Annotated in this window: 20 protein-coding genes, 1 tRNA gene, 2 pseudogenes and 2 riboswitches; of the genes and pseudogenes, 13 read left to right on the forward strand and 10 right to left on the reverse strand. The window is 64.8% G+C overall.

Features of this window, described 5'->3' with window-relative positions; all coding sequences use genetic code 11:
• Positions 1 to 93, forward strand: a pseudogene (locus ACZBJS_RS34005) (IS5/IS1182 family transposase); the annotation flags it as partial.
• Between the two features lie 125 nt (positions 94 to 218).
• Here the strand turns inward: ACZBJS_RS34005 and ACZBJS_RS34010 are convergent.
• Both ACZBJS_RS34010 and ACZBJS_RS34015 read right to left on the reverse strand, forming a co-directional pair.
• Positions 219 to 734: a hypothetical protein gene (locus ACZBJS_RS34010; protein ID WP_141341161.1), complete on the reverse strand. Its 516-nt coding sequence runs from the start codon at positions 732 to 734 to the stop codon at positions 219 to 221.
• A gap of 155 nt (positions 735 to 889) precedes the next feature.
• Positions 890 to 1204: a hypothetical protein gene (locus ACZBJS_RS34015; protein ID WP_057019070.1), complete on the reverse strand. Its 315-nt coding sequence runs from the start codon at positions 1202 to 1204 to the stop codon at positions 890 to 892.
• Positions 1205 to 1291: 87 nt separating this feature from the next.
• Between ACZBJS_RS34015 and ACZBJS_RS34020 the strand changes: the two genes are divergently transcribed.
• Positions 1292 to 1561, forward strand: coding sequence for a hypothetical protein (locus tag ACZBJS_RS34020; protein ID WP_316398887.1), 270 nt, complete (start codon positions 1292 to 1294; stop codon positions 1559 to 1561).
• Between the two features lie 4 nt (positions 1562 to 1565).
• On the opposite strand, the gene ACZBJS_RS34025 is transcribed toward ACZBJS_RS34020, so the two are convergent.
• Both ACZBJS_RS34025 and ACZBJS_RS34030 read right to left on the reverse strand, forming a co-directional pair.
• Entirely contained in the window at positions 1566 to 2096 is a 531-nt protein-coding gene (locus ACZBJS_RS34025) for a gamma carbonic anhydrase family protein (protein ID WP_316398886.1), read from the reverse strand.
• Positions 2097 to 2288: 192 nt separating this feature from the next.
• Positions 2289 to 2618, reverse strand: coding sequence for a DUF6949 family protein (locus tag ACZBJS_RS34030; protein ID WP_028336117.1), 330 nt, complete (start codon positions 2616 to 2618; stop codon positions 2289 to 2291).
• A 219-nt stretch (positions 2619 to 2837) separates the two neighbouring features.
• Between ACZBJS_RS34030 and ACZBJS_RS34035 the strand changes: the two genes are divergently transcribed.
• Positions 2838 to 3548, forward strand: a complete 711-nt coding sequence (locus tag ACZBJS_RS34035) for a hypothetical protein (RefSeq protein ID WP_316398885.1) — start codon at positions 2838 to 2840, stop codon at positions 3546 to 3548.
• A 118-nt stretch (positions 3549 to 3666) separates the two neighbouring features.
• Here ACZBJS_RS34035 and ACZBJS_RS34040 read toward each other — a convergent pair whose 3' ends face one another.
• Positions 3667 to 3879 carry a DUF3126 family protein gene (locus tag ACZBJS_RS34040; RefSeq protein ID WP_021077729.1) on the reverse strand — a complete coding sequence of 71 codons (213 nt, stop codon included), beginning with the start codon at positions 3877 to 3879 and terminating at the stop codon, positions 3667 to 3669.
• A gap of 193 nt (positions 3880 to 4072) precedes the next feature.
• The gene (gene cysE, locus ACZBJS_RS34045; RefSeq protein WP_076830155.1) at positions 4073 to 4900 is read right to left on the reverse strand and encodes a serine O-acetyltransferase; all 828 of its coding nucleotides are present in this window, start codon (positions 4898 to 4900) and stop codon (positions 4073 to 4075) included.
• 196 nt (positions 4901 to 5096) lie between these two features.
• Here cysE and ACZBJS_RS34050 point away from each other — a divergent pair.
• Positions 5097 to 6473, forward strand: a pseudogene (locus ACZBJS_RS34050) (hypothetical protein); the annotation flags it as partial.
• Between the two features lie 3 nt (positions 6474 to 6476).
• Here the strand turns inward: ACZBJS_RS34050 and ACZBJS_RS34055 are convergent.
• Positions 6477 to 7229 (reverse strand): alpha/beta fold hydrolase, encoded by a 753-nt coding sequence (locus ACZBJS_RS34055; RefSeq protein WP_076830251.1) that lies wholly within the window; start codon positions 7227 to 7229, stop codon positions 6477 to 6479.
• Positions 7230 to 7287: 58 nt separating this feature from the next.
• Positions 7288 to 8421, reverse strand: coding sequence for a hypothetical protein (locus ACZBJS_RS34060; protein ID WP_316398884.1), 1134 nt, complete (start codon positions 8419 to 8421; stop codon positions 7288 to 7290).
• A gap of 234 nt (positions 8422 to 8655) precedes the next feature.
• Between ACZBJS_RS34060 and ACZBJS_RS34065 the strand changes: the two genes are divergently transcribed.
• Entirely contained in the window at positions 8656 to 8901 is a 246-nt protein-coding gene (locus ACZBJS_RS34065; RefSeq protein WP_018272338.1) for a zinc-finger domain-containing protein, read from the forward strand.
• A 7-nt stretch (positions 8902 to 8908) separates the two neighbouring features.
• Positions 8909 to 10111 carry an FAD-dependent monooxygenase gene (locus tag ACZBJS_RS34070; RefSeq protein WP_316398883.1) on the forward strand — a complete coding sequence of 401 codons (1203 nt, stop codon included), beginning with the start codon at positions 8909 to 8911 and terminating at the stop codon, positions 10109 to 10111.
• Positions 10112 to 10150: 39 nt separating this feature from the next.
• Here ACZBJS_RS34070 and ACZBJS_RS34075 read toward each other — a convergent pair whose 3' ends face one another.
• Positions 10151 to 10585 (reverse strand): hypothetical protein, encoded by a 435-nt coding sequence (locus ACZBJS_RS34075; RefSeq protein ID WP_016843796.1) that lies wholly within the window; start codon positions 10583 to 10585, stop codon positions 10151 to 10153.
• Positions 10586 to 10809: 224 nt separating this feature from the next.
• On the opposite strand from ACZBJS_RS34075, the gene ACZBJS_RS34080 reads away from it, so the two are divergent.
• Both ACZBJS_RS34080 and ACZBJS_RS34085 read left to right on the forward strand, forming a co-directional pair.
• Positions 10810 to 10896 (forward strand) — tRNA-Leu (locus ACZBJS_RS34080).
• Positions 10897 to 11064: 168 nt separating this feature from the next.
• Positions 11065 to 11385 (forward strand): hypothetical protein, encoded by a 321-nt coding sequence (locus ACZBJS_RS34085; RefSeq protein WP_316398882.1) that lies wholly within the window; start codon positions 11065 to 11067, stop codon positions 11383 to 11385.
• Positions 11386 to 11662: 277 nt separating this feature from the next.
• Here ACZBJS_RS34085 and ACZBJS_RS34090 read toward each other — a convergent pair whose 3' ends face one another.
• The gene (locus ACZBJS_RS34090; RefSeq protein ID WP_057019080.1) at positions 11663 to 13282 is read right to left on the reverse strand and encodes an ABC transporter substrate-binding protein; all 1620 of its coding nucleotides are present in this window, start codon (positions 13280 to 13282) and stop codon (positions 11663 to 11665) included.
• Between the two features lie 265 nt (positions 13283 to 13547).
• Between ACZBJS_RS34090 and ACZBJS_RS34095 the strand changes: the two genes are divergently transcribed.
• The 5 genes from ACZBJS_RS34095 (at position 13548) to ACZBJS_RS34115 (ending at position 20203) form a co-directional block, all read left to right on the forward strand.
• Positions 13548 to 14678: a M20/M25/M40 family metallo-hydrolase gene (locus ACZBJS_RS34095; protein ID WP_026192961.1), complete on the forward strand. Its 1131-nt coding sequence runs from the start codon at positions 13548 to 13550 to the stop codon at positions 14676 to 14678.
• A 92-nt stretch (positions 14679 to 14770) separates the two neighbouring features.
• Positions 14771 to 14877, forward strand: a riboswitch (glycine riboswitch).
• Between the two features lie 3 nt (positions 14878 to 14880).
• Positions 14881 to 14995: riboswitch (glycine riboswitch) on the forward strand.
• 65 nt (positions 14996 to 15060) lie between these two features.
• Positions 15061 to 16419 carry a D-amino acid dehydrogenase gene (locus ACZBJS_RS34100; protein ID WP_141341168.1) on the forward strand — a complete coding sequence of 453 codons (1359 nt, stop codon included), beginning with the start codon at positions 15061 to 15063 and terminating at the stop codon, positions 16417 to 16419.
• A 160-nt stretch (positions 16420 to 16579) separates the two neighbouring features.
• Entirely contained in the window at positions 16580 to 17521 is a 942-nt protein-coding gene (locus ACZBJS_RS34105; protein ID WP_028336105.1) for an ABC transporter permease, read from the forward strand.
• 3 nt (positions 17522 to 17524) lie between these two features.
• Complete coding sequence (locus tag ACZBJS_RS34110) at positions 17525 to 18412, forward strand: ABC transporter permease (protein WP_229190462.1); 888 nt, start codon at positions 17525 to 17527, stop codon at positions 18410 to 18412.
• Positions 18413 to 18553: 141 nt separating this feature from the next.
• A complete protein-coding gene (locus tag ACZBJS_RS34115) occupies positions 18554 to 20203 on the forward strand; it encodes an ABC transporter ATP-binding protein (protein WP_253639501.1) in 1650 nt (549 codons plus the stop codon).
• Positions 20204 to 20236 lie beyond the last annotated feature (33 nt).

The raw sequence follows: 20236 nt of genomic DNA on the forward strand, positions 1-20236 counted from the left end.
CAGTTCCGCCGCGTCGCAACCCGCTTCGAAAAGACCGCCCGAAATTACCTGGCCGTCGTTACTCTCGCAGCCATCGTCTTATGGATGCGATAAATGTCCACACCACCTAGTGCGCGACAGACAACGCGGCGGCCGGGCATCGAAACGCCGGCCGCGCCGATCATTGCAAGACCATCAGCATGGCGAGCGAACGGACCGGCCATGCGCGAGCGAATGGCTCAATTGCAAACCTGCACCGGCCGAACGCGCCAGCCATACGGTGTCATCACGCCGCGGCGCACGACGTAACAGCCGCCGTAACCGTAGCCGTAGCCATCGTCATAGCCGTAGCCGGCGTAGTATGGATTGCCGTAGTAGCCGTCATAGTAATCGTAGGCGCCATAGCCCAGCCCGAAGCCGACCGCTGCCGCCGCGAGCGGATAGCCCCAGCCGCCGCCCCAGCCGCGCCGATAGTAACCGCCGTTCCAGCCGCCACCACGCCAGCCTCCGCCGTGCCAGCCGCGGCCGGCCCAACCGCCGCCGCCGATCGCAGCCGACCGGAAGCCACCGCCTCCGCCCATCGCCCGGAATGCAGCGCCGCCGCCGTGGAAGCCGCCAAATCCGCCACCGCCGCGGAAGCCGCCGCCACCATGAAAGCCGCCGCCACCGAAGCCACCGCGTGCCGACGCAGCATCGACGGTGAACAGACCGACCGAGGCCGTCGCCAGCAAGGCAATCATCGTTTTACGCAACATTACCCGTTACTCCTCTTTTCAAAGGCTTTGTTTTCAAGCCTCCTCCGCCGCGTCCTGCGTATGCTAGCTCAATCTAGGACCGCGGTTTCTACCGCGCGCCTATGTCGCGCTCACATCTGCGCGACCCGCGTTCATCAAAGCACGGCCTTCAGAAGTTAACAGCCGCGGCAGATGCCTTTCGTACGGCGCTCGACTTTTTCGTTCTCGTCGGCGATGGCCTTGTCGACGCTCTCGGTCGTCGTTGCCGATCCGGTGGTAACGCCTCTGCCGGTATTGGGGCCGCCGGAGGATTGCGCGGTCCCGGCGCTGTTGGTCCCGGCCGGCGGCGACGTGGCTTGCGGCGATGTCGGGCTGGCTGACGAAGGGCTGCCGGTCCCGGCGCCGCTCCCGGTACCTTGGGCGACGGTAACCGCGGGCGTCAGCACAATCGCGATTGTCGCGAGCGCGGTGGTGACAGATAATTTGCGCATGGCAATTCTCCCTTGCGGACGTCAACGAGTCCGCAAAACGCCGGTTCCCGCAGGCGTTGGAGCAATACAGTTTGGGAGCAATGCAATTTGCGCAAGCTGATCGAGTTTGACGACGACACTTTCGACAAGCTGAAGCAACTCGGGCGCGACCGGATGGCGACCTTGCAGGAGCTCGCCGACGAAGCTTTCGCCGACCTGCTCAAGAAGCACGGCATTCCGATCGACCTGAAGGATGCACTGCGCAAGAGCGCAAGACTTCAGGAGGCAACGAGACTACAGGCAACGAGACCGCAAGACGCAGCGAAGCCTCGCACCGCCGCACCGAACGCCGCGCGCAAGCGCGGCCGCAAGCGCTGAGGCCTCAGCCGATCTTCTTCAGTCCCGTTTTGTATTGCGGGCCCCTGATGGCGTAGGACTTCGCCGGCCGCGACAGCGCTTCGGCCTGCGCCGCGTCAAGCGTACGCACCACACGCGCGGGCGCACCGATGATCAGGGAATTTTCCGGAAACTCCTTGCCCTCGGTGATGACGGAGCCGGCACCGACCACGCTGCCGCGCCGGATCCGCGCGCCGTTCATCACGATCGATCCCATCCCGATCAGCACGCCGTCTTCCAGCGTGCAGCCGTGCACGATCGCATTGTGGCCGATGGTGACGTTGTTGCCGATGCTGAGGGGAAAGCCGGGATCGACGTGCAGGGTGGAATTGTCCTGGACGTTGGAGCCCTCGCCGATCTCGATCCACTCATTGTCGCCGCGCAGCACGGCGCCGAACCAGACGCTCGCGGCGGACTTGAGGCGGACCTTGCCGATTACCACGGCATTGTCGGCGATGAAGTAGCTGCCGTCGGGGGGAAGATCGGGCGCCTGCCCGTCGAGTTCGTAGATCGCCATTGAGGTCTCCCTGGAGCGTTTTCGAGCGAAGTGGACACCGGTTCGCGTGAAGAAAACGCGTCGAAACGAAAATCCAGAGCTTCGGCTTCTGATTCAATCAGAACCGAAGCCCTGATCGCAGGAGACCTTGGCACGACGGCCGACATGGTTTCAAGCAAGCGCGACCGTGATCGGCCGCGGATCATGATCGGATCAGGCCAGCACGCCCGCAGCGCGCAGCGTCATCACGAAGAAGGTGCCCGACATCAGGCTCCAGAAGCCGGAGATGACGGTTGCCATCATCACGAATTCGAAGCGGCGGCGCTCGATGCGCGCCCCGCGCAGCGTGTTGCGCATGATGATGAACGGTGCGGCGAAGACGAGGAACGGGACCGCGGCGAAGGTCTTCGGCGCCGCGCCCTCCTGCAGCAGACCGAAACCGGCCGGGCGCTCCGCCATCGCCTGGTAACCGTTGGCCAGCGCGCCCGCGAGCGCGAAACCGATCAAGAGCGAGAACAGGGAATTCAAGGTATCGGGCGACATCGGAACTTCCGCTACGCAACAGGCCACCCGCCCTGCTTCGCAGAATTGGCAGCCTGCCGCCACATCATCCTTAAGGAAAGGTTAACCGGACACATCAGGCGCGGCGTTTGCGCATGGCCATTCGGTCCCGGATTCCATTGGAATCGTACGGAAATTCCCCGCTACGTGGCATATTCGGCAGATGATTCGGCCACTCCCGACCTGATCTCAGCCTCGCTCATGACGCTTCTCTCGACCGCCCAGCATCTCGCCCGCGACACCCGCCGCAACCCGCGCGCGCATCTCGTTCCGATCATCGCCTCGGCGGTGATCGCGGCGGGCGCGGTCGCGCTTGTCGCCTATCTGCTGTGGCCGACCTACACGACCATCCCGCCGAGCGATCCGTCGCGGCTGCCGGTGAGCGTCGGCGGCACGCTGTTCAACGTGCCGACGATGGCGGTGCGCATGAAGATCCAGCGCCACTCCGGGCCGCAGGAGCGCGTCGATCTGAGCTTCCTCTATCCGTCGCTGGACGCGCCCGCCGCGCCGAAGCACTACAGCGCCGATACGGTCGATGACAAGGTGCAGCCGATCGACAGGATCTTCGTATCGATCGCGGCGCACCACGATTCACTCGCGCCGGACATGCGCCTGCGCACGATCTATCCGCGCTATCTCGACGAGCGCGCAAACATTGATGACGGCCTGACGGCGCGCGCGTTCCGCGACGGCACGCCCTATGGCGGCGAGGACCTGTTCACCGCGAGCGAGCCGCAGCTGACCGCGCGCTGCACGCGCGACACCTCGACGCCCGGCATGTGCCTGAGTGAGCGGCGCATCGACGGCGCCGACCTGATCTTTCGCTTTCCGCGCAGCTGGCTCGCGCAGTGGCGCGACATCGCCACCGCGATGAACCGTCTCTCCGCGCAGATGCACAACGCGAAGGGATGACACTGTCATTGCAAGCGGAGCGACGTGTCCGCGAAGGATGGTCGCTCCAGCGCAAAATCGCTCTGCAATTTTGTCGCGAGTTCGTCGTAACGACGTGTGAAGGCGAGGCTGTTCCGCCTTACTCGGCCAGATCCTCTTCCAGGATGGCCATCTGGAACTGGAACGAGCGATCATCGTCCTCGTCGTCGACGAACAGCACGCCGATGAACTCCTCGCCGATATAGACCTCGGCCGAGTCGTCCTTCTTGGGCCGCGGCACCACGCGGATCTTGGGATTGCTGAACACGCGTTTGAGATACGCGTCGAGCTTCCTGACTTCCTGAACGTCCACGGCCGTCTCCAATCGGGTCGATGATTTTCGGGGGAGTTTTAGGACGAGACGGCAAAGATCGCCAGAGCCTTTTCAGGCTTTGGCGACGTGATGTTGCGCACACGACTCTCGTTTTGTGCTTTGTGGCGTTTTCTTCACGCGAACCGGCGCCCACTTCGGTCAGGAACGCGCCGCGATCAGAAAGCGAGTGAAATCAAAGCCCGATCGCGCCGAGCATCTGGTCCATGGTGCGCGACGGCTCGGCACAGCCGGCCTCGCCGACGATTTTCGCCGGCACGCCCGCGACCGTGACGTTGTGCGGCACCGGCTTGACCACGACCGAGCCGGCCGCGATGCGCGCGCAATGACCGATCTCGATATTGCCGAGGATCTTGGCGCCGGCGCCGATCAGCACGCCGTGGCGGATCTTCGGATGGCGATCCTCGTTCTCCTTGCCGGTGCCGCCGAGCGTGACGCCATGCAGGATCGAGACATCGTCCTCGATGACCGCCGTCTCGCCGCAGACGAAACCGGTGGCATGATCGAGGAAGATGCCGCGGCCGATCCTGGCGGCCGGGTTGATGTCGGTCTGGAACACGGCCGAGGAGCGGCTCTGCAGGTAGAAGGCAAAATCCTTGCGGCCCTTCTGATAGAGCCAGTGCGCGAGACGGTGGGTCTGCAGCGCGTGAAAGCCCTTGAAGTAGAGCAAGGGATCGATGAAGCGCGAGGTCGCCGGATCGCGGTCATAGACGGCGACGAGATCGGCGCGGAACGCGTTGCCGATATCGGGCTCATCGCGCAGTGCCTCGCCATAGGTCTGGCGGATCAAGTCGCCCGACAGCGCGGCGTGATCGAGCCGCTCGGCAATGCGATGGACCACCGAATCTTCCAGCCGCTCATGATGCAGCACGGTCGCATAGATGAAGGATGCGAGTTCCGGCTCGCGCCGCAGGATGTCCTCCGCCTCGCCGCGGATTCGATCCCAGATCGGATCGAGCGCCGCAAGCTTGCCTCCCTGCGGATTGACCTGATGAACTGCCATAGCTGCTCTCGCAATTCGGTTGTTCTGATGTGCGTTATAGCACGATGGACCCAGCGCGTCCCGGGATGGCTCAGTACGGTAAACCCCAGCCGAACACCCCCGGGCCGGCGTCTAGGGGAATTGGTCGGGATTTTGCCGAAATCAAGCCGTGCTTCTGCAACTATTGGCGGATTTCGTCCCCCGTGTGGTTTTGGGCATGGTCGGCCCCAATAAAAGGGGGAAAATCATCAATACCCGGAGTTTAGGTGCCCGCCTGACCGATGCACGGTCGGTCTGGATCGCGACCATTGCCATCCCCCTCCTGCTGCTCGCCCCTGCCTTCTGGAACGGCTATCCGCTGCTCCAATGGGATACCGGCGGCTATCTGGCGCGCTGGTATGAGGGTTACCTGGTGCCGAGCCGGTCCACGGTATTCGGCATCTACCTCCATGTCGGCGAGACATCGGATTTCTGGCTCAACCTCGGCATCCAGACCCTGGCGACGCTGTGGATCCTGCAACTGACGCTGCGCGTGCTCGGCCTCGCCCGGCCGGTCCGGCTGATCGCGATCTGCCTCGCGCTGATCGCAACCACCGCCTTGCCCTGGCTGGACAGCATGCTGCTGACCGACATCTTCGCCGGCCTTTCGGTGCTCGCGCTCTTCATCCTGATCCTGCACGGCGAACGGATCTCGACGCTGGAGAAGGCGGTGCTGTTCGGGTTCATCGCGTTCTCGGCCGCCACGCACAGCGCGACGCTGGCGGTGCTGCTCGGCCTGTGCTGCGTCGGCTGGATGCTGCGTCCATGGCTCGGGCAGCGCATCCCGTTCGCGGGCCTCGTGCAAGGCAGCCTGACCACCGTCGCCGGCGCGGCGATGCTGCTGGCGGCGAACTTTGCGCTGTCCGGACAGCTGGCCTGGACGCCCGGCGGCTATGGCGTCGCCTTCGGCCGCATGCTGCAGGATGGCATCGTCGCGCAATACCTGCACGATCATTGCGCGACGGAGAAGCTAAAGCTCTGCCCCTATCGCAACGAGTTGCCGCCGACCGCGGACGACTTCCTGTGGGGCCACAGCATGTTCAACACGCTCGGCCGCTTCAAGGGACTGAATGACGAGATGGGCACCATCGTGCTGCGCTCGCTGGCCGAATATCCGGAATGGCAGGCAAAGGCGGCGCTGACGGCAACCGCCGACCAGCTCATGCACGTCGCGACCGGTGAAGGCACCAATGGCTGGATCCCGCATACCTACGGCATCATCGAGCGCTACATTCCCAAACAGGTCCGGCCGATGCGCGCGGCGCGGCAGCAACGCTGGCATCTCGACTTCACCGCGATCAACCGCATCCACGTGCCGGTCGCGCTGGGCTCGATGCTCCTGGTCGTCATCCTGTTCGGCCGCGGCCTGTGGCAGCGGCGGCTCGACGATCTGACGCTGCTGGCGGGCACGGTCACGCTCGCCCTGCTCGGCAATGCCTTTGTCTGCGGCGTGATCTCGGGACCGCACGACCGCTACGGCGCGCGCATGGTGTGGGTCGCGACCTTCGTGGTGCTGATCGCGGCCGCGCGCGCCTTCGCCAGGGATGAAGCCGACGATCTATTTTCGCCGCGACAGGAAATCGGTGACCCCGGTCTTGTAGACCTTGTCGCCGACCGCCCGCATGTGATCGCGGTTCGGAATGTCGAGCACCTCCGAACCCGGAATGATCCGGCCGAGCGCTGACGCCGAGCCCGCAATCTCGTCCTTGCTGCCGACCGCGATCAGAACCGGCACGCGGATGCCGGCCGCCTCCTCGCGCGTCATCAGGCGGCGCGAGCCGCGCAGGCAGGCGGCGAGCGCGCGGCGGTCGGAGCGGGTCTGATCGGCAAAGGCGCGGAAGGTACGGCCGACCGGGTCGGTGACATCGTCGAGCGACGGCGCCTCCAGCGCCAGCGCGACCGCCTCGCCGGGGCCGCCGCCCTCGATCAGTCCGATGCCGATCCCGCCAAGGATCGCCGAGCGCACCCGATCGGAATTCTCTCGCGCCAGGATCGCGGTCATCCGCGAGCCCAGCGAATAGCCCATGATGTCGGCGCGCGCGATTCCGAGATGGTCCATCAGCGCAATCACGTCGCCGGCCATGGTCGCGATCTCGTACTGCGCGGCATCGTAGAGCTTGGCGGATTCGCCGTGGCCACGATTATCGAGCGCGATCACCCGACGGCCGGCCTTGACGAGATCGGACACCCAGGTCGGGTAGATCCAGTTGACGTTCTTGCTCGAGGCAAAGCCGTGCACCAGCACGATCGGTTCGCCCGCGCCTTCGTCGATAAAGGCAATTTCAACATCGCCGTGATGGAAACTCGGCATCATCCATTCCGTTTGTTCTTGGGATTTGCGATTGGCGATCGGACAGGCGACCGCAAGCCTAACCCTGGGCGGGCATACTCGCCAAGGTAGCCTGAGCGGCCATCTGCTGCTTCAGGCGCAGCGCCTTGCTTCGTCTGAGCCACCAGGCGGTGGCCCGTTCGGTGGTGGCCTTGATCGACGACAGGAAGCCGAACAGCGCCAGCAGCGCGCCGAACAGCCACATGGTGAGATTGAATGCGCCGGCCGCCAGCAGCAGCGCGCCGCGGCCGAGCAGCTTCAGGATCGCGCGGGTCTGGCCGCCCTTGACCTCGGCTATCCGCGCCGCCCGCGCGATCTCCCTCGGATTCTCGGCGACCTTCAGCGTATCCCGCGCAGCGCGAACCCCGGCCGCCTCGCCGATGCGCCCGACGTCCTTGGCGACGCGCACCAGCGCGCCGGCCTTCTCGGCGCGGAAGGCCGCGCGGATCGCGGTTGCGGTTTGCACCGGCCGCAGCACCGAGCCGGATGCGACCGCCTCGCGCAGCGCCGGCTGGTCGACCACCTCGCGGGTCGAACGCCCGGCCCATTCGATCATCCCCTCGCTCAGCCGTCCGGCCTTGCGCGTATCCTTGACCAGCGTCAGCCCGGCGCGCAGCGGCCCGGCGCCGCCGACCGACACATAGGTGGCCGCGGTCACCGCGAGCCCGGCGGCCGCGAGGCCGAGCACCAGCTGGTCGGTGTCCTCGCCCATCACGAGGTGCTTGCCCTCGCGCACGACGTCCCGGACATCACCGAATACGAACAGGTCGCCGGCGACCGTGCCGGACAGGCTTGCGACATCGTCGGCATTGCCGGTCACCAGGCCGGTGGCGAACCCCTTGGCGTAATGCATGCTGGATGATTGCTCGGCGCGCGCGTCATCGACGCGCTTGGTGAGATCGTCACCAAGTGCGATGCTCTTCTCGCCGGCGAGTTCGACAAAGCTGGCCGCAAGGTCGGCATCGCCGGAAGCCAGTGCCGCCTCGATATTGTCCGCGATCAACGCCGGGTTGTTGCGCAGCACGGAATTGAGCCTGATGTCGGCGAGCGCAGCGGGATCGTCCCGCGCCGCCAGCACGGTGCCGGCGTCACGGGCGTGCGGCCAAATAGCCGCGCCCACGGCAGCACTTGCTGCCACGCCGACCACCGCCAAGCTGACGCGCACCCGATTCATTCCGATAAAACCTCTAGTTTTATTCGCCTTGGAGATAGTGTGCCGTTTTTGCGACACAACGGCTCCGACCAAAGGAGGGCTTCTCTGGGACGACAAGATTGTGTCGAATTTGCATGAGCAAATGAGCCATCGGGGCTCTAGGAATCAACTGTTCCCGCCAGTATGGTGCGCGGCATTTCGCGATGCCGCATGCTGTTGATTGCGTCTGCCCATCGTTGCCATCAAGGTGAGAATATGTCCGACCACGTCGTCCCGCACTTCCATAACGATGCCGGTGTCTCGGTGATCGAAATCGGATCGCAGGAGTTCATGTGCGTCGGCGCCAACCCGCCGTTCGACCATCCGCACGTGTTCCTCGACCTCGGCAACGACAACGAGATTATCTGCCCGTACTGCTCGACGCTTTATCGCTTCGCATCCGACCTCGCGGCCGGCGAAGCGCGGCCGCCGGAATGCGTGCTGAAAGACAAGGTCGCCTGACCGCTCCGTGGCGCTGACGCGAACCGTCATCGTTGCGGGCGCCGGGATCGGAGGACTGACGGCGTCGCTGACACTGGCGGCACAGGGCTTTCGTGTCGTCGTGCTGGAGAAGGCCGAACGGCTCGAGGAAGCCGGCGCCGGCATCCAGCTCTCTCCCAATGCCAGCCGCATCCTGGTCGAGCTCGGGCTCAAGGAACCGCTTGCGCGGCGCGCGGTCACGCCTGAATCCGTCAACATCCTGAGCGCGCGGGCCGGTGGCGAGATCGCACGGATGCCGCTTGGCCAGGCCGCCGAGTTCCGCGCCGGCGCACCCTATTGGGTGATCCACCGCGCCGATTTGCAGGCCGCGCTGCAGGCCGCCGCGAGCGACCATCCCGATATCGATCTGCGGCTCGGCTGCCAGTTCGAGGATGTGACCAAGCATGCGCGAGGCCTCACCGTCGTGCAACGCCGCGGCAATTCACGGCAGGAGGAATTGGCCGTCGCGCTGATCGGCGCCGACGGCATCTGGTCGTCGGTGCGCGGGCATTTGTTTCCGGATGCACAGCCGCAATTCTCCGGCCTGATCGCCTGGCGCGGCACGCTGGACGCCACCGCCCTGCCGCGTGAATACACCGCACCGCGCGTGCAGCTCTGGATGGGACCGGACGCGCATCTCGTCGCCTATCCCATCTCGGCCGGACGCCAGATCAACGTGGTCGCGATCGTATCGGGCACCTGGAACCGGCCGGGCTGGAGCGAGCCCGGCGACATCAACGAGATCAAGGGTGCATTCGCCACCGCGCGCTGGCCCGCGACGGCGCGGATGCTGATCGGCGCGGTCGACGGCTGGCGCAAATGGGCGCTGTTCACCCTGCCCGACATCGGCCGCTGGAGCGAAGGCGCGGTGACGCTGCTCGGCGATGCCGCGCATGCGATGCTGCCGTTCGCCGCGCAAGGCGCCGGCATGGCGATCGAGGATGCGGCCGTGCTCGCCAAGGCCTTGAGCGACAGCACCGGGGAAAACACCGCGGGCATTCCCGCCGCGTTGACGCGCTACGCACGGGTGCGACGCGGGCGCGTGCTGAAAGTGCAGCGCCTGGCGCGACAGCAGGGCCGCATCTATCATTTGCGCGGGCCGGCGGCGATCGCGCGCGATCTGGCGATCCGCGCCATCGGTCCGGAGCGGATGCTGGCGCGGCAGGACTGGATTTACGACTGGCGCGCCTGAGCTCGGCCAATCACGACCGACCCGTCTGGAAACGCCGGCTTAGTGGACGAGGCCCCGTGGCGCGCGCGGGCCCTTCGCCGCCGGCGTGGGGGCAGCGGGGGCAGCGGCCGCAGGCGTGTCCGGCGTGCTTTCATGGCACCTGCCTTTGCGCCAGGCCTCATCCGCCAGCTTCTGCTGGGAGTGGATCGAGATCAGCTCGTTGCGATAGACCATCTCGGAGACGACAGTACCGCCGACGCCGGTCTCCGCCTTGGCCATCAATTTTTCCTGATCCGCCGCGCGGGTCTTGAGATTGCTGCGCTCGTTCTCGAGCTGCTTGCAATCATAAAGCTCGTACTTGGCGGGATCGGCGAATGCCGACGGTACGGTGTCGCCGATTTGCGCGCAGCCGGAAACGCCCGCGGCCGAGGCGAGCAGCGCGATGACGGCCGCCGCGCGCGACAGCTTCAGGCGGCGTGGGAAACGAACGGACATTCAGCTTTCTTAACCGGACAGTGTTGAGATTGCCTAAAGCAGCCACCGGTGTCCGGATTGAGGCTCAATCGCGGCGGCGCGCTGCTTATCCCAATGCCCGGCCGCCGAGGCAAATGGAATTGCGGGCCGCCGCTTAAGCCTTTGAAAGCTCACCTGTTAGCACCGGATAATGACAATTCCACTCCGCGCCCAAACGCGCTAGAAATCGACGCGCCTGGCGCAACGCGGACGTGGCGGAACTGGTAGACGCAAGGGACTTAAAATCCCTCGATGGCAACGTCGTGTGGGTTCGAGTCCCACCGCCCGCACCAACCTTCGCATGCCACGCGCACCCGAGCGGGCCAGCGTCGTGTTTTCCGGCTGTGGCGCAGTTCACACACCGCGGTCGCTGTCTGTCGTAGTCTTGCCCGCATTGGAAATTCCGGCCGCGGATTTTCGCGGCTGTTGCATTTCGAAATCAATTTTGGTCGGAGGCGGCGATGGAGATTGCAAACTGCAATCGGATTGCGAAGGGCAATCGGATTGCCAGCGAAACGGCGCGCGATCATGGTGCCTTTACTCTCCAGCATGGCGACGATGCGGCTCATTGCAGCAACGGGCTCGATGCACAGAAATTCCGCGACGCTGCGCCCGACGACCGCGCGATCTACCGGCGATGGATCCGCGGCGCGATCATGGTGTACGGACTGCTCGCGTTTGCCGCTGGAGCGGCGGTCTGGATGAGCGGAACCGGCATCGGACCGACGCAGCTCACGAACCTGTCGAGCCCGAGCAGCATGAGACCAGATCACGGCGATTAGCGGTCGCCGGTTCGGAACCCGTGCACTGCGTATTCGTTGTCATGCCGCAATTGGAGCATGACGATGCCGAACGACGATCCATCCGCGCAGCGCGCAACCGACCAACCCGATCAGCGCAAGGAGCGCCCCTCCCCGCCGCAGCACGCACCACAAGGCGGACCACCGCTCAGCGACGGATTGGAGCAGCTCCGCGACAGCCACACCTGACACGCGACAGCGCGAAAAGAAAATGGCCGGGACAAGTCCCGGCCATTTGTTTTTGCGTCAAGCCGCAAGCTTACTCGGACTTGTCGATATTCCAGAAGATCGGCGTCGCCGGGCCGTCGAGCACACCGGTCAGCGACTTCCGCCACGCGCTCGGAATGGTGTACTGGCCGAGCGGAACGTAGATCACCTGATCGTAGGCCTCGGTCTGGATTTCCGCGGCGATCTTCTTCTTTTCCTCAGCCGAGCCGGCGCGCGCGAACTTGTCACGCAGCTCCTCGATCTTCGGGTCTTCGGCCCAGCCGAACCAGCCGCCATTCTTGCCGCGACCGGTGATCGACGCGTTGACGATCGGATCGGAAACGTCGGCCGCGACCCAGTTGGTGAAGAACATGTTCCAGCCGCCTTCCTTCGGCGGCTTCTGGCTGGCGCGGCGGGTCACCACGGTCTGCCAGTCCGTGGCCTGCAGGTCGACCTTGAAGCCGGCCTCGCGCAACTGCTGCGCAGCCACGACCGGTTGGGCTTTCAACGTCGTGACGTCGCCCGGCGCCATGATCACCACGGGGGTGCCGTCATAGCCGGATGCGGCAAGCGCCTTCTTGGCTTCCGCCAGGCCGTTGCCCTTCACCAGCGTTTCGGCCCCGACGTCGGTCTCGAGCGGCGTGCCGCAGACGAAGAAGGCGCCGCAGATCCTCTGGTACTTGGCGTTGCCGACCAGCGCGTCGAGCACGTCCTTCTGGTTCATCGCCAGGAACGCAGCCCGGCGCACCTTCGGATTGTCGAACGGCGGATAGAGGAAGTTCATGCGTCCGAGGGTCTGGAAGCCGAACTTGTTGAGGACGTCGATCTTGAGATCCGGATTGGCTTCGAGCACCGGCAGCATGTCGAACGGAAGGTTCTCCATGAAATCGATGTCGCCGGATTGCAACGCGTTCACCGCGGTCTGCGCATCGGCCATCGTGACCCACTCGACGCGGTCGACCTTGACCACCTTGCCGCCTGCGGTCCAGCTCGCCGGCTCCTTGCGCGGCACGTAGTCCTTGTTCTTCTCATAGACCGCCTTCACGCCCGGCTGGAATTCCGCCTGCACGAATTTGAACGGTCCGGAGCCGATCTGTTCCGGGATCGGCTTGTCCGGCGGCGTCTCGGCCAGACGCTTCGGCATCATGAACGGCACGCGCGATGACGGCTTGCCGATCGATTCCAGCACGAGGCCGTAGGGTTCCTTCAGCTTCAGCGTGATGGTCTTGGCGTCGGTCGCCTCCAGGCTCGCGACGAAGTCCATCAGCTTCTGGCCCATGCCGTCGACCTTGCCCCAACGCTGCAGCGAGGCGACGCAGTCTTCCGCGGTGACCGGCGCGCCGTCGTGCCACTTCAGACCGTCGCGCAGCGTGAACGTGTAGGTCAGCTTGTCGTCGGAAACCTTCCAGTCCGCCATCTGCGGCTGGATCTTGAAATTGGAATCCGTCGCCAGCAGCGTGTCATAGATCATGTAGCCATGATCGCGGGTGATGTAGGCCGTGGTCATGATCGGATCGATGACGCGCAGATCCGAGTGCATCACCGCGGTGATGGTCTTGCCCGCGGCCATCGCCTGCGGCGCGAATGACAATTCCTGCGGCGCGAACGACAGCGCGAGCGCCGTCAACGCGGCCGCTAGCGTGCGGTGTTTCCAACGCGAGATAGGGAACATGCAATCTCTCCTGACGTGTAACTGGTCAAAGCCGGCTTATTCGTTATGCATGTGGTTCGTTATTTAGGCGAACTAACATGCTGTATGGCTTGTGAAATCGAGACTTGCACCAAGCGCCAAGCGCGTCAATCGGTTTCAGGTCGCATCGGACGTACACAAACGAATGAGGCCGCGCGCCAGATTTTGGCTTTACAAAATCGTCGGCTGAGATTTTCGTAACGCGCGCGCGATGCCGGCGCCGTCAGAACAACAAGAGAGAACAACGATGAACCCCGCCAATCTCCCCTTTGATTCCGAAACGATGCTGCAGGGCCTGCGCAGCTGGGTGGAATGCGAAAGCCCGACCTGGGACGCCGCCGCGGTCGAACGCATGCTCGATCTCGCCGCCCGCGAGATGGCGATCATGGGTGCGACGATCGAGCGCATCGCCGGACGCCAGGGCTTCGCGGGCTGCGTCCGCGCCCGTTTTCCCCATCCGAAACAAGGCCAGCCCGGCATCCTGATCGCCGGCCATCTGGACACCGTTCACCCCGTCGGCACCATCGAGAAGCTGAAGTGGCGGCGCGAAGGCAACAAGTGCTTCGGGCCGGGCATCTTCGACATGAAGGGCGGCAACTACCTGTCGATCGAGGCGATCAGGCAATTGGCGCGCGCCTCCTTTACGACTCCGCTGCCGATCACCGTGCTGTTCACCCCCGACGAAGAGGTCGGCACGCCGTCGACGCGCGACATCATCGAGGCGGAAGCCGCGCGCAACAAATATGTGCTGGTGCCGGAGCCCGGCCGTCCGAATAACGGCGTCGTCACCGGCCGCTATGCGATCGCGCGCTTCAACCTGGAAGCCACCGGCAAGCCCAGCCATGCCGGCGCAACGCTGTCTTCCGGCCGCTCCGCGATCCGCGAGATGGCGCGGCAGATCATCGCCATCGACGGCATGACCACCGAGGACTGCACCTTCTCGGTCGGCATCGTGCATGGCGGCCAGTGGGTCAATTGCGTCGCGACGACCTGTACCGGCGAAGCGCTCAGCATGGCCAAGCGCCAGGCCGATCTCGACCGTGGCGTCGAGCGCATGCTGGCACTGTCGGGCACCGCCAACGACGTGACCTTCAAGGTGACGCGCGGCGTCACCCGCCCGGTGTGGGAGCCCGATGCGGGCACCATGGCGCTCTATGAAAAGGCAAAAGGCCTTGCTGCAGCGATGGGTCTCGATCTGCCGCACGGCAGCGCCGGCGGCGGCTCAGACGGCAACTTCACCGGCGCGATGGGCATCCCCACGCTCGACGGCCTTGGCGTTCGCGGCGCCGATGCACATACGCTCAACGAGCACATCGAGGTCGACAGCCTCGCCGAACGCGGCCGCCTGATGGCGGCACTGCTGGCGACGCTGGACTGACATCGATTTGCACTGCACAACACGTTGGCACTGCCGGATCGAAATTTAGCCTTGTCCATTTTTGAGGCTTCGCCTACGGTCCGGCCGTCCAACGCGACGATGCGGGAGAGATCGAAGCGACAACAATCGTGTTGTTGGCTTCGGCGCCGACGGAGCAACCGCCCCGGAAACTCTCAGGCAAAAGGACTGTATCGTCAGGACGATCTGGAGAGAGACGAACATGGCCGCACATCAAGGGCCATGACGTCCACCGAAGGGGATAGTTCGCTTCTGGCCACAGCCCGATGCGGATCAAGCTCTCAGGTACCGTGACAGATGGGGCGCCGATGCCGGTTTCACCGGCGGTTCGGCGACTCTAACCCACGGGAGCCTGACAACTATCATGCCACACATCGCGATCATCGGCGCCGGCATCACCGGCGTAACGACGGCCTATGCCCTGCTTGAACGCGGCTACAAGGTGACTGTCCTCGACAGGCATCGCTACGCCGCGATGGAAACCTCGTTCGCCAATGGCGGACAACTCTCCGCCAGCAACGCCGAGGTGTGGAACAGCGCCGCGACCATCCTCAAGGGGCTGCGCTGGATGCTGAGAAGCGACGCGCCGCTGCTGATGAACCCGAAGCCGAGCTGGCACAAATATTCCTGGATCGGCGAGTTCGTAGGCCACATCACGCGCTATCGCGGCAACACCATCGAGACCACGAAGCTCGCCATCGAAGCGCGCAAGCATCTGTTCTCGATCGCAGAGCGCGAAAACATCGCCTTCGATCTCGAACGCCGCGGCATCCTGCACGTCTATCACGACAGGGCCGGCTTCGAAGCCGGCCTCAAGGTCAACACGCTGCTGCAGCAAGGCGGGCTCGACCGCCGGCCGGTGACCCCGGACGAGATCCGCGTCATCGAACCCGCGCTGCAGACAACCTGCTATGGCGGCTTCTTCACGCCGTCGGACGCGACCGGCGATATTCACAAATTCACGCGTGGGCTTGCCGACGCCTGCATCCGCCGTGGCGCGAGCTTCGTCCATGAAGCCGACGTCGACACGATCGCACACGGCGATGACGGCTTCCGCATCGGCTGGAACGAAGCTGCTTCACATGATGCTGCGGTCGCGACGCGCCAGCAGCTACAGGCGGACGGGATCGTGATTTGCGCCGGCGTGGCGAGCCGCCACTTCGCCAGCCTGCTCAACGACCGCGTCAATGTCTATCCGGTGAAGGGCTATTCGATCACGGTGCAGCTCGATGCGCCGCAAAGCCGGAATGCGGCCCCAACCGTCAGCCTGCTCGATGAAGCTGCGAAGATCGTCACCAGCCGGCTCGGCGCCGACCGCTTCCGCGTCGCCGGCACCGCCGAGTTCAACGGCTTCAACCGCGACATTCGCGCCGATCGCATTCAACCGCTGGTGGACTGGGTGCGGCATCATTTCCCGGAGATCGACACGTCGAAAGTCGTGCCATGGGCGGGCTTGCGCCCGATGATGCCGAACATGATGCCGGTGGTTCGCGCCGGACGGATTCCGGGCGTGTTCTACAATACGGGCCACGGTCATCTTGGCTGGACACTGTCGGCGGCGACGGCGCAGATGGTGGCCCAGGCGATCGACGATTGGCGCGACCTCGACACGCCGCCGATGGCGCCGACGTTCGGTGCCGGGCTCGACGTGCCCGCCGACGCGCGCAAAGCTGAAATCAATCCACCTTCCAGTGGACTGCTTCAAACTTCACCGGAGGAATAATCGCGGCCAACAGGACTGATTAGCTGCACCGCAAAATCCGCAGCACCGATGGCATGGGACTTGCTCAAGTTCTACCGTGAGTCTGCTACCATCTGTGCTACGGTCTGGTGTGCAACGGTCCCGCTGGGGACTTCATCGACCACAACCCAACGGATCAAATTTGCTCGGATATCTGCTTCGCCGCATCCTCGCCGCCATTCCCGTGATGGGCGTGGTGGCTCTGTTCGTGTTCCTGTTGCTGCGGCTGACGCCGGGCGACCCGGCCGCCATCCTCGCCGGCGACAACGCGACTCCCGAACAACTCGAACGCATTCGGACCTCGCTTGGTCTGAACGAGCCGATCTACATCCAGTTCTACACCTGGATCGCCAAGTTGCTGCACGGCGACCTCGGCGTCTCCCTGATCTCGAACAAGCCGATCCTCGAAATGATCGTCCCGCGCCTCGAGCCCTCGATCTCGGTCGCGCTGGCCACCATCATCCTCTCGATCCTGGTGGCGGTGCCGCTCGGCGTGATCGCGGCGTGGAAGCACGGCACCTGGATCGACCGCTTCGTGATGGGGCTTTCCGTGCTCGGCTTCTCGGTGCCGGTGTTCGTCATCGGCTATGTGCTGATCCAGATCTTTGCGATTGATCTGCGCTGGGTTCCGGTACAGGGCTTCAAGAGCATCTCGGCCGGCTTCGGTCCGTTCTTCCAGCGCCTCATCCTGCCGACCTGCACACTCTCCTTCATCTATGTCGCGCTGATCGCACGCATGACGCGGGCCTCGATGCTCGATGTGCTCGGCGAGGATTACGTGCGCACGGCGCGGGCCAAGGGCATCGGCGAGACCGGTGTGCTGCTGCGCCATGCGCTGCGCAACGCCGCCGTGCCGGTCATCACGGTGATCGGTTCCGGCTTCGCGCTCTTGATCTCCGGGGTCGTCGTCACCGAAAGCGTGTTCAACCTGCCCGGCATCGGCCGCCTCACCGTCGATGCGGTGCTGGCGCGCGACTATCCGGTGATCCAGGCGATGATCCTGTTGACGTCAGGTATCTACGTCGCGGTCAATCTGTTGATTGACCTCGCCTACACCCTGCTCGATCCTCGTATCCGGTACTGAGCAATGGCGATCGAAACCCTTCCCGAATCCTCGCTTCCCGTCACCCGGCCGTTCCGCGTCAAGTTCGGCTTCCTGACGTCGACGCCGATCATCGCGATTGCGACGATCAGCCTCGCCCTCATCATCCTGATGGCGATCTTCGCACCGCTGCTTGCGCCGCATGATCCTCTGCTGCTGACGCCGTCGCAGCGGCTGAAGCCGTCGAGCGCGCAATATCTGCTCGGCACCGACGCCTATGGCCGCGACCTGTTGTCGCGCATCATCTACGGCGCACGGATCTCGCTGGTGATCGGGCTCGGCGCCGCCGTCTGCTCGATCGCCATCGGCCTTCTGATCGGCCTCGTCGCCGGCTTCTTCCGCTGGGTCGATGCGGTGCTGATGCGCGTGATGGACGGCTTGATGGCGATCCCCGCCATCCTGCTCGCGATCGCCGTGGTGTCGCTGTCGGGCGCCAGCATCTGGACCGTGATGGTCGCGATCACCATCCCCGAGATCCCGCGCGTGGCGCGGCTGGTGCGCTCGGTGGTGCTGACCGCACGCGAGGAACCTTATGTCGAGGCCGCGATCTCGCTCGGCACCAGCCTGCCGAAGATCATGTGGCGGCATTTGATGCCGAACACCATCGCGCCGCTGATCGTGCAAGGCACCTATGTCTGCGCGTCCGCGATCTTGACCGAGGCGATCCTGTCGTTCCTCGGCGCCGGCATCTCGCCGGAAACGCCGACATGGGGCAACATCATGGCCGAGGGCCGCGCCTATTTCCAGGTCAAGCCGTCGCTGATCTTCTGGCCGGGGCTGCTGCTCTCGATCGCCATTCTCAGCGTCAACCTGATCGGCGACGCCGCCCGCGACGCGCTCGATCCCCGCATGAAGCAGCGTGAGGGCAAGTGACGGCTTCAGCTCTTCTGAAGCCGTCATTCCGGGGCGATGCGAAGCATCGAACCCGGAATCTCGAGATTCCGGGTCTGGTGCTGGCGCACCATCCCGGAATGACAGTGGGTAAATTCCTTCGCAGCGCCAAGAGACCCTGACATGACCAACGTCGTCCTCGACATCAGCAATCTCGTCGTCGGCCTCGGCCGCAAGGCGGATGCGCATCGCATCATCGACGACCTCTCGCTGCAGGTACGTGAAAGCGAGACGCTGTGCCTGGTCGGCGAAAGCGGCTCGGGCAAGTCGGTGACATCGCTCACCGTGATGGGCCTGCAGCAGAAAGGCACGCTGGTGCCGTCTGGCGGCAGCGTCAAACTGGTCGGCGAGGAACTGCTCACCGCCAGCGACCGGCGGCTGCGGCAACTCCGCGCCACGCGGATGGCGATGATCTTCCAGGAGCCGATGACCGCGCTCAATCCCGTGGTGCCGGTAGGCCGCCAGATCGACGAGGTGCTGCGCGCCCACACAGATCTCGATGCCCGCGCACGGCGCCAGAGGATTTTGGCGATGATGGAGCATGTGCGGCTGCCGGACGTGGAGCGCATCTTCTCCTCCTACCCGCACCGCCTCTCGGGCGGTCAGCGCCAGCGCATCATGATCGCGATGGCGCTGGTGCTGGAGCCGAAGCTCCTGATCGCGGACGAGCCGACCACCGCGCTCGACGTCACCACCCAGAAGCAGATCCTCACCTTGATCCGCGACCTGCAACGCGATCACGGCACCGCGGTTCTGTTTATCACCCACGACATGGGCGTGGTGGCCGAGATCGCCGACCGCGTCGCGGTGATGCGGCACGGCCGCCTGGTCGAAACCGGCCCGCTGCAGGACGTGCTGCGCAATCCGAAGATGGAGTACACCCGCAACCTCCTGTCCTCGGTGCCGAGCCTGGTGCCGCGCGCGCCGCGCCCGGAGACGACCGAGCCCGTGGTGCTGGAAGCCAACGAGCTCAGCAAGGTCTACCGGGAGCGGTCGCTGTACGGCAAAGCCCGCGAGGTCGCCGCCGCCAGCAACGTCACGCTCACTCTGCGCAAGGGCCGCACGCTCGGCATCGTCGGCGAAAGCGGTTCCGGCAAGTCGACGGTGGCGCGCTGCATCGTCCGCCTGATCGATCCGACCTCGGGCGGGGTACGCCTCGCCGGCCGCGAGATCTCCGACCTGTCGCGCCGGCTGTTGCAGCCGCATCGCCAGAAGATCCAGATCATCTTCCAGGACCCCTACCGCTCGCTCAATCCGCGCGTCACCGTCGGCGAGAGCATCGCGGAAGGCCCGGTCAATTACGGCATGCCGCGCAAGGACGCGCTGGCGCGGGCGCGCGAGCTGCTCGAGCTCGTCCATCTGCCGCCCGACGCGATCTCGCGCTATCCGCACCAGTTCTCCGGCGGCCAGCGCCAGCGCATCGCGATCGCGCGCGCGCTGGCGCTCGATCCCGACGTGCTCGTCGCGGATGAGGCGGTGTCCGCGCTCGACGTCTCGGTGCAGGCGCAGGTTCTGGATCTGCTTGACGAAATCCAGCGCCGGCTGGGCATCGCGCTGCTGTTCATCACGCATGATTTGCGCGTCGCCGCACAAATCTGCGACGACGTCGCCGTGATGCAGCATGGCCGCGTCGTGGAACAGGGACCGGCCGCCGAGGTGCTGACCAATCCGCAGCAAGCCTATACCCGCGCGCTGCTCGATGCGGCGCCCGGACGCGGCTGGGACTTCGCCAACTTCCGCCCCGTTTCGGAAGGCATTGTGGCGACGGCCTAGGTCTTTAGCCTCAAGCCTTTCCGCCCACAGGGC

The organism is Bradyrhizobium sp. KZN70725, assembly GCF_055264925.1.

Excerpts from the sequence above, each read along its gene's own strand:
- ACZBJS_RS34010 (WP_141341161.1), bottom strand. The coding sequence starts at position 734 with ATGTTGCGTAAAACGATGATTGCCTTGCTGGCGACGGCCTCGGTCGGT.
- ACZBJS_RS34015 (WP_057019070.1), bottom strand. The coding sequence starts at position 1,204 with ATGCGCAAATTATCTGTCACCACCGCGCTCGCGACAATCGCGATTGTG.
- ACZBJS_RS34025 (WP_316398886.1), bottom strand. The coding sequence starts at position 2,096 with ATGGCGATCTACGAACTCGACGGGCAGGCGCCCGATCTTCCCCCCGAC.
- ACZBJS_RS34030 (WP_028336117.1), bottom strand. The coding sequence starts at position 2,618 with ATGTCGCCCGATACCTTGAATTCCCTGTTCTCGCTCTTGATCGGTTTC.
- ACZBJS_RS34035 (WP_316398885.1), top strand. The coding sequence starts at position 2,838 with ATGACGCTTCTCTCGACCGCCCAGCATCTCGCCCGCGACACCCGCCGC.
- cysE (WP_076830155.1), bottom strand. The coding sequence starts at position 4,900 with ATGGCAGTTCATCAGGTCAATCCGCAGGGAGGCAAGCTTGCGGCGCTC.
- ACZBJS_RS34055 (WP_076830251.1), bottom strand. The coding sequence starts at position 7,229 with ATGCCGAGTTTCCATCACGGCGATGTTGAAATTGCCTTTATCGACGAA.
- ACZBJS_RS34060 (WP_316398884.1), bottom strand. The coding sequence starts at position 8,421 with ATGAATCGGGTGCGCGTCAGCTTGGCGGTGGTCGGCGTGGCAGCAAGT.
- ACZBJS_RS34065 (WP_018272338.1), top strand. The coding sequence starts at position 8,656 with ATGTCCGACCACGTCGTCCCGCACTTCCATAACGATGCCGGTGTCTCG.
- ACZBJS_RS34075 (WP_016843796.1), bottom strand. The coding sequence starts at position 10,585 with ATGTCCGTTCGTTTCCCACGCCGCCTGAAGCTGTCGCGCGCGGCGGCC.
- ACZBJS_RS34085 (WP_316398882.1), top strand. The coding sequence starts at position 11,065 with ATGGAGATTGCAAACTGCAATCGGATTGCGAAGGGCAATCGGATTGCC.
- ACZBJS_RS34090 (WP_057019080.1), bottom strand. The coding sequence starts at position 13,282 with ATGTTCCCTATCTCGCGTTGGAAACACCGCACGCTAGCGGCCGCGTTG.
- ACZBJS_RS34095 (WP_026192961.1), top strand. The coding sequence starts at position 13,548 with ATGAACCCCGCCAATCTCCCCTTTGATTCCGAAACGATGCTGCAGGGC.
- ACZBJS_RS34100 (WP_141341168.1), top strand. The coding sequence starts at position 15,061 with ATGCCACACATCGCGATCATCGGCGCCGGCATCACCGGCGTAACGACG.
- ACZBJS_RS34110 (WP_229190462.1), top strand. The coding sequence starts at position 17,525 with ATGGCGATCGAAACCCTTCCCGAATCCTCGCTTCCCGTCACCCGGCCG.
- ACZBJS_RS34115 (WP_253639501.1), top strand. The coding sequence starts at position 18,554 with ATGACCAACGTCGTCCTCGACATCAGCAATCTCGTCGTCGGCCTCGGC.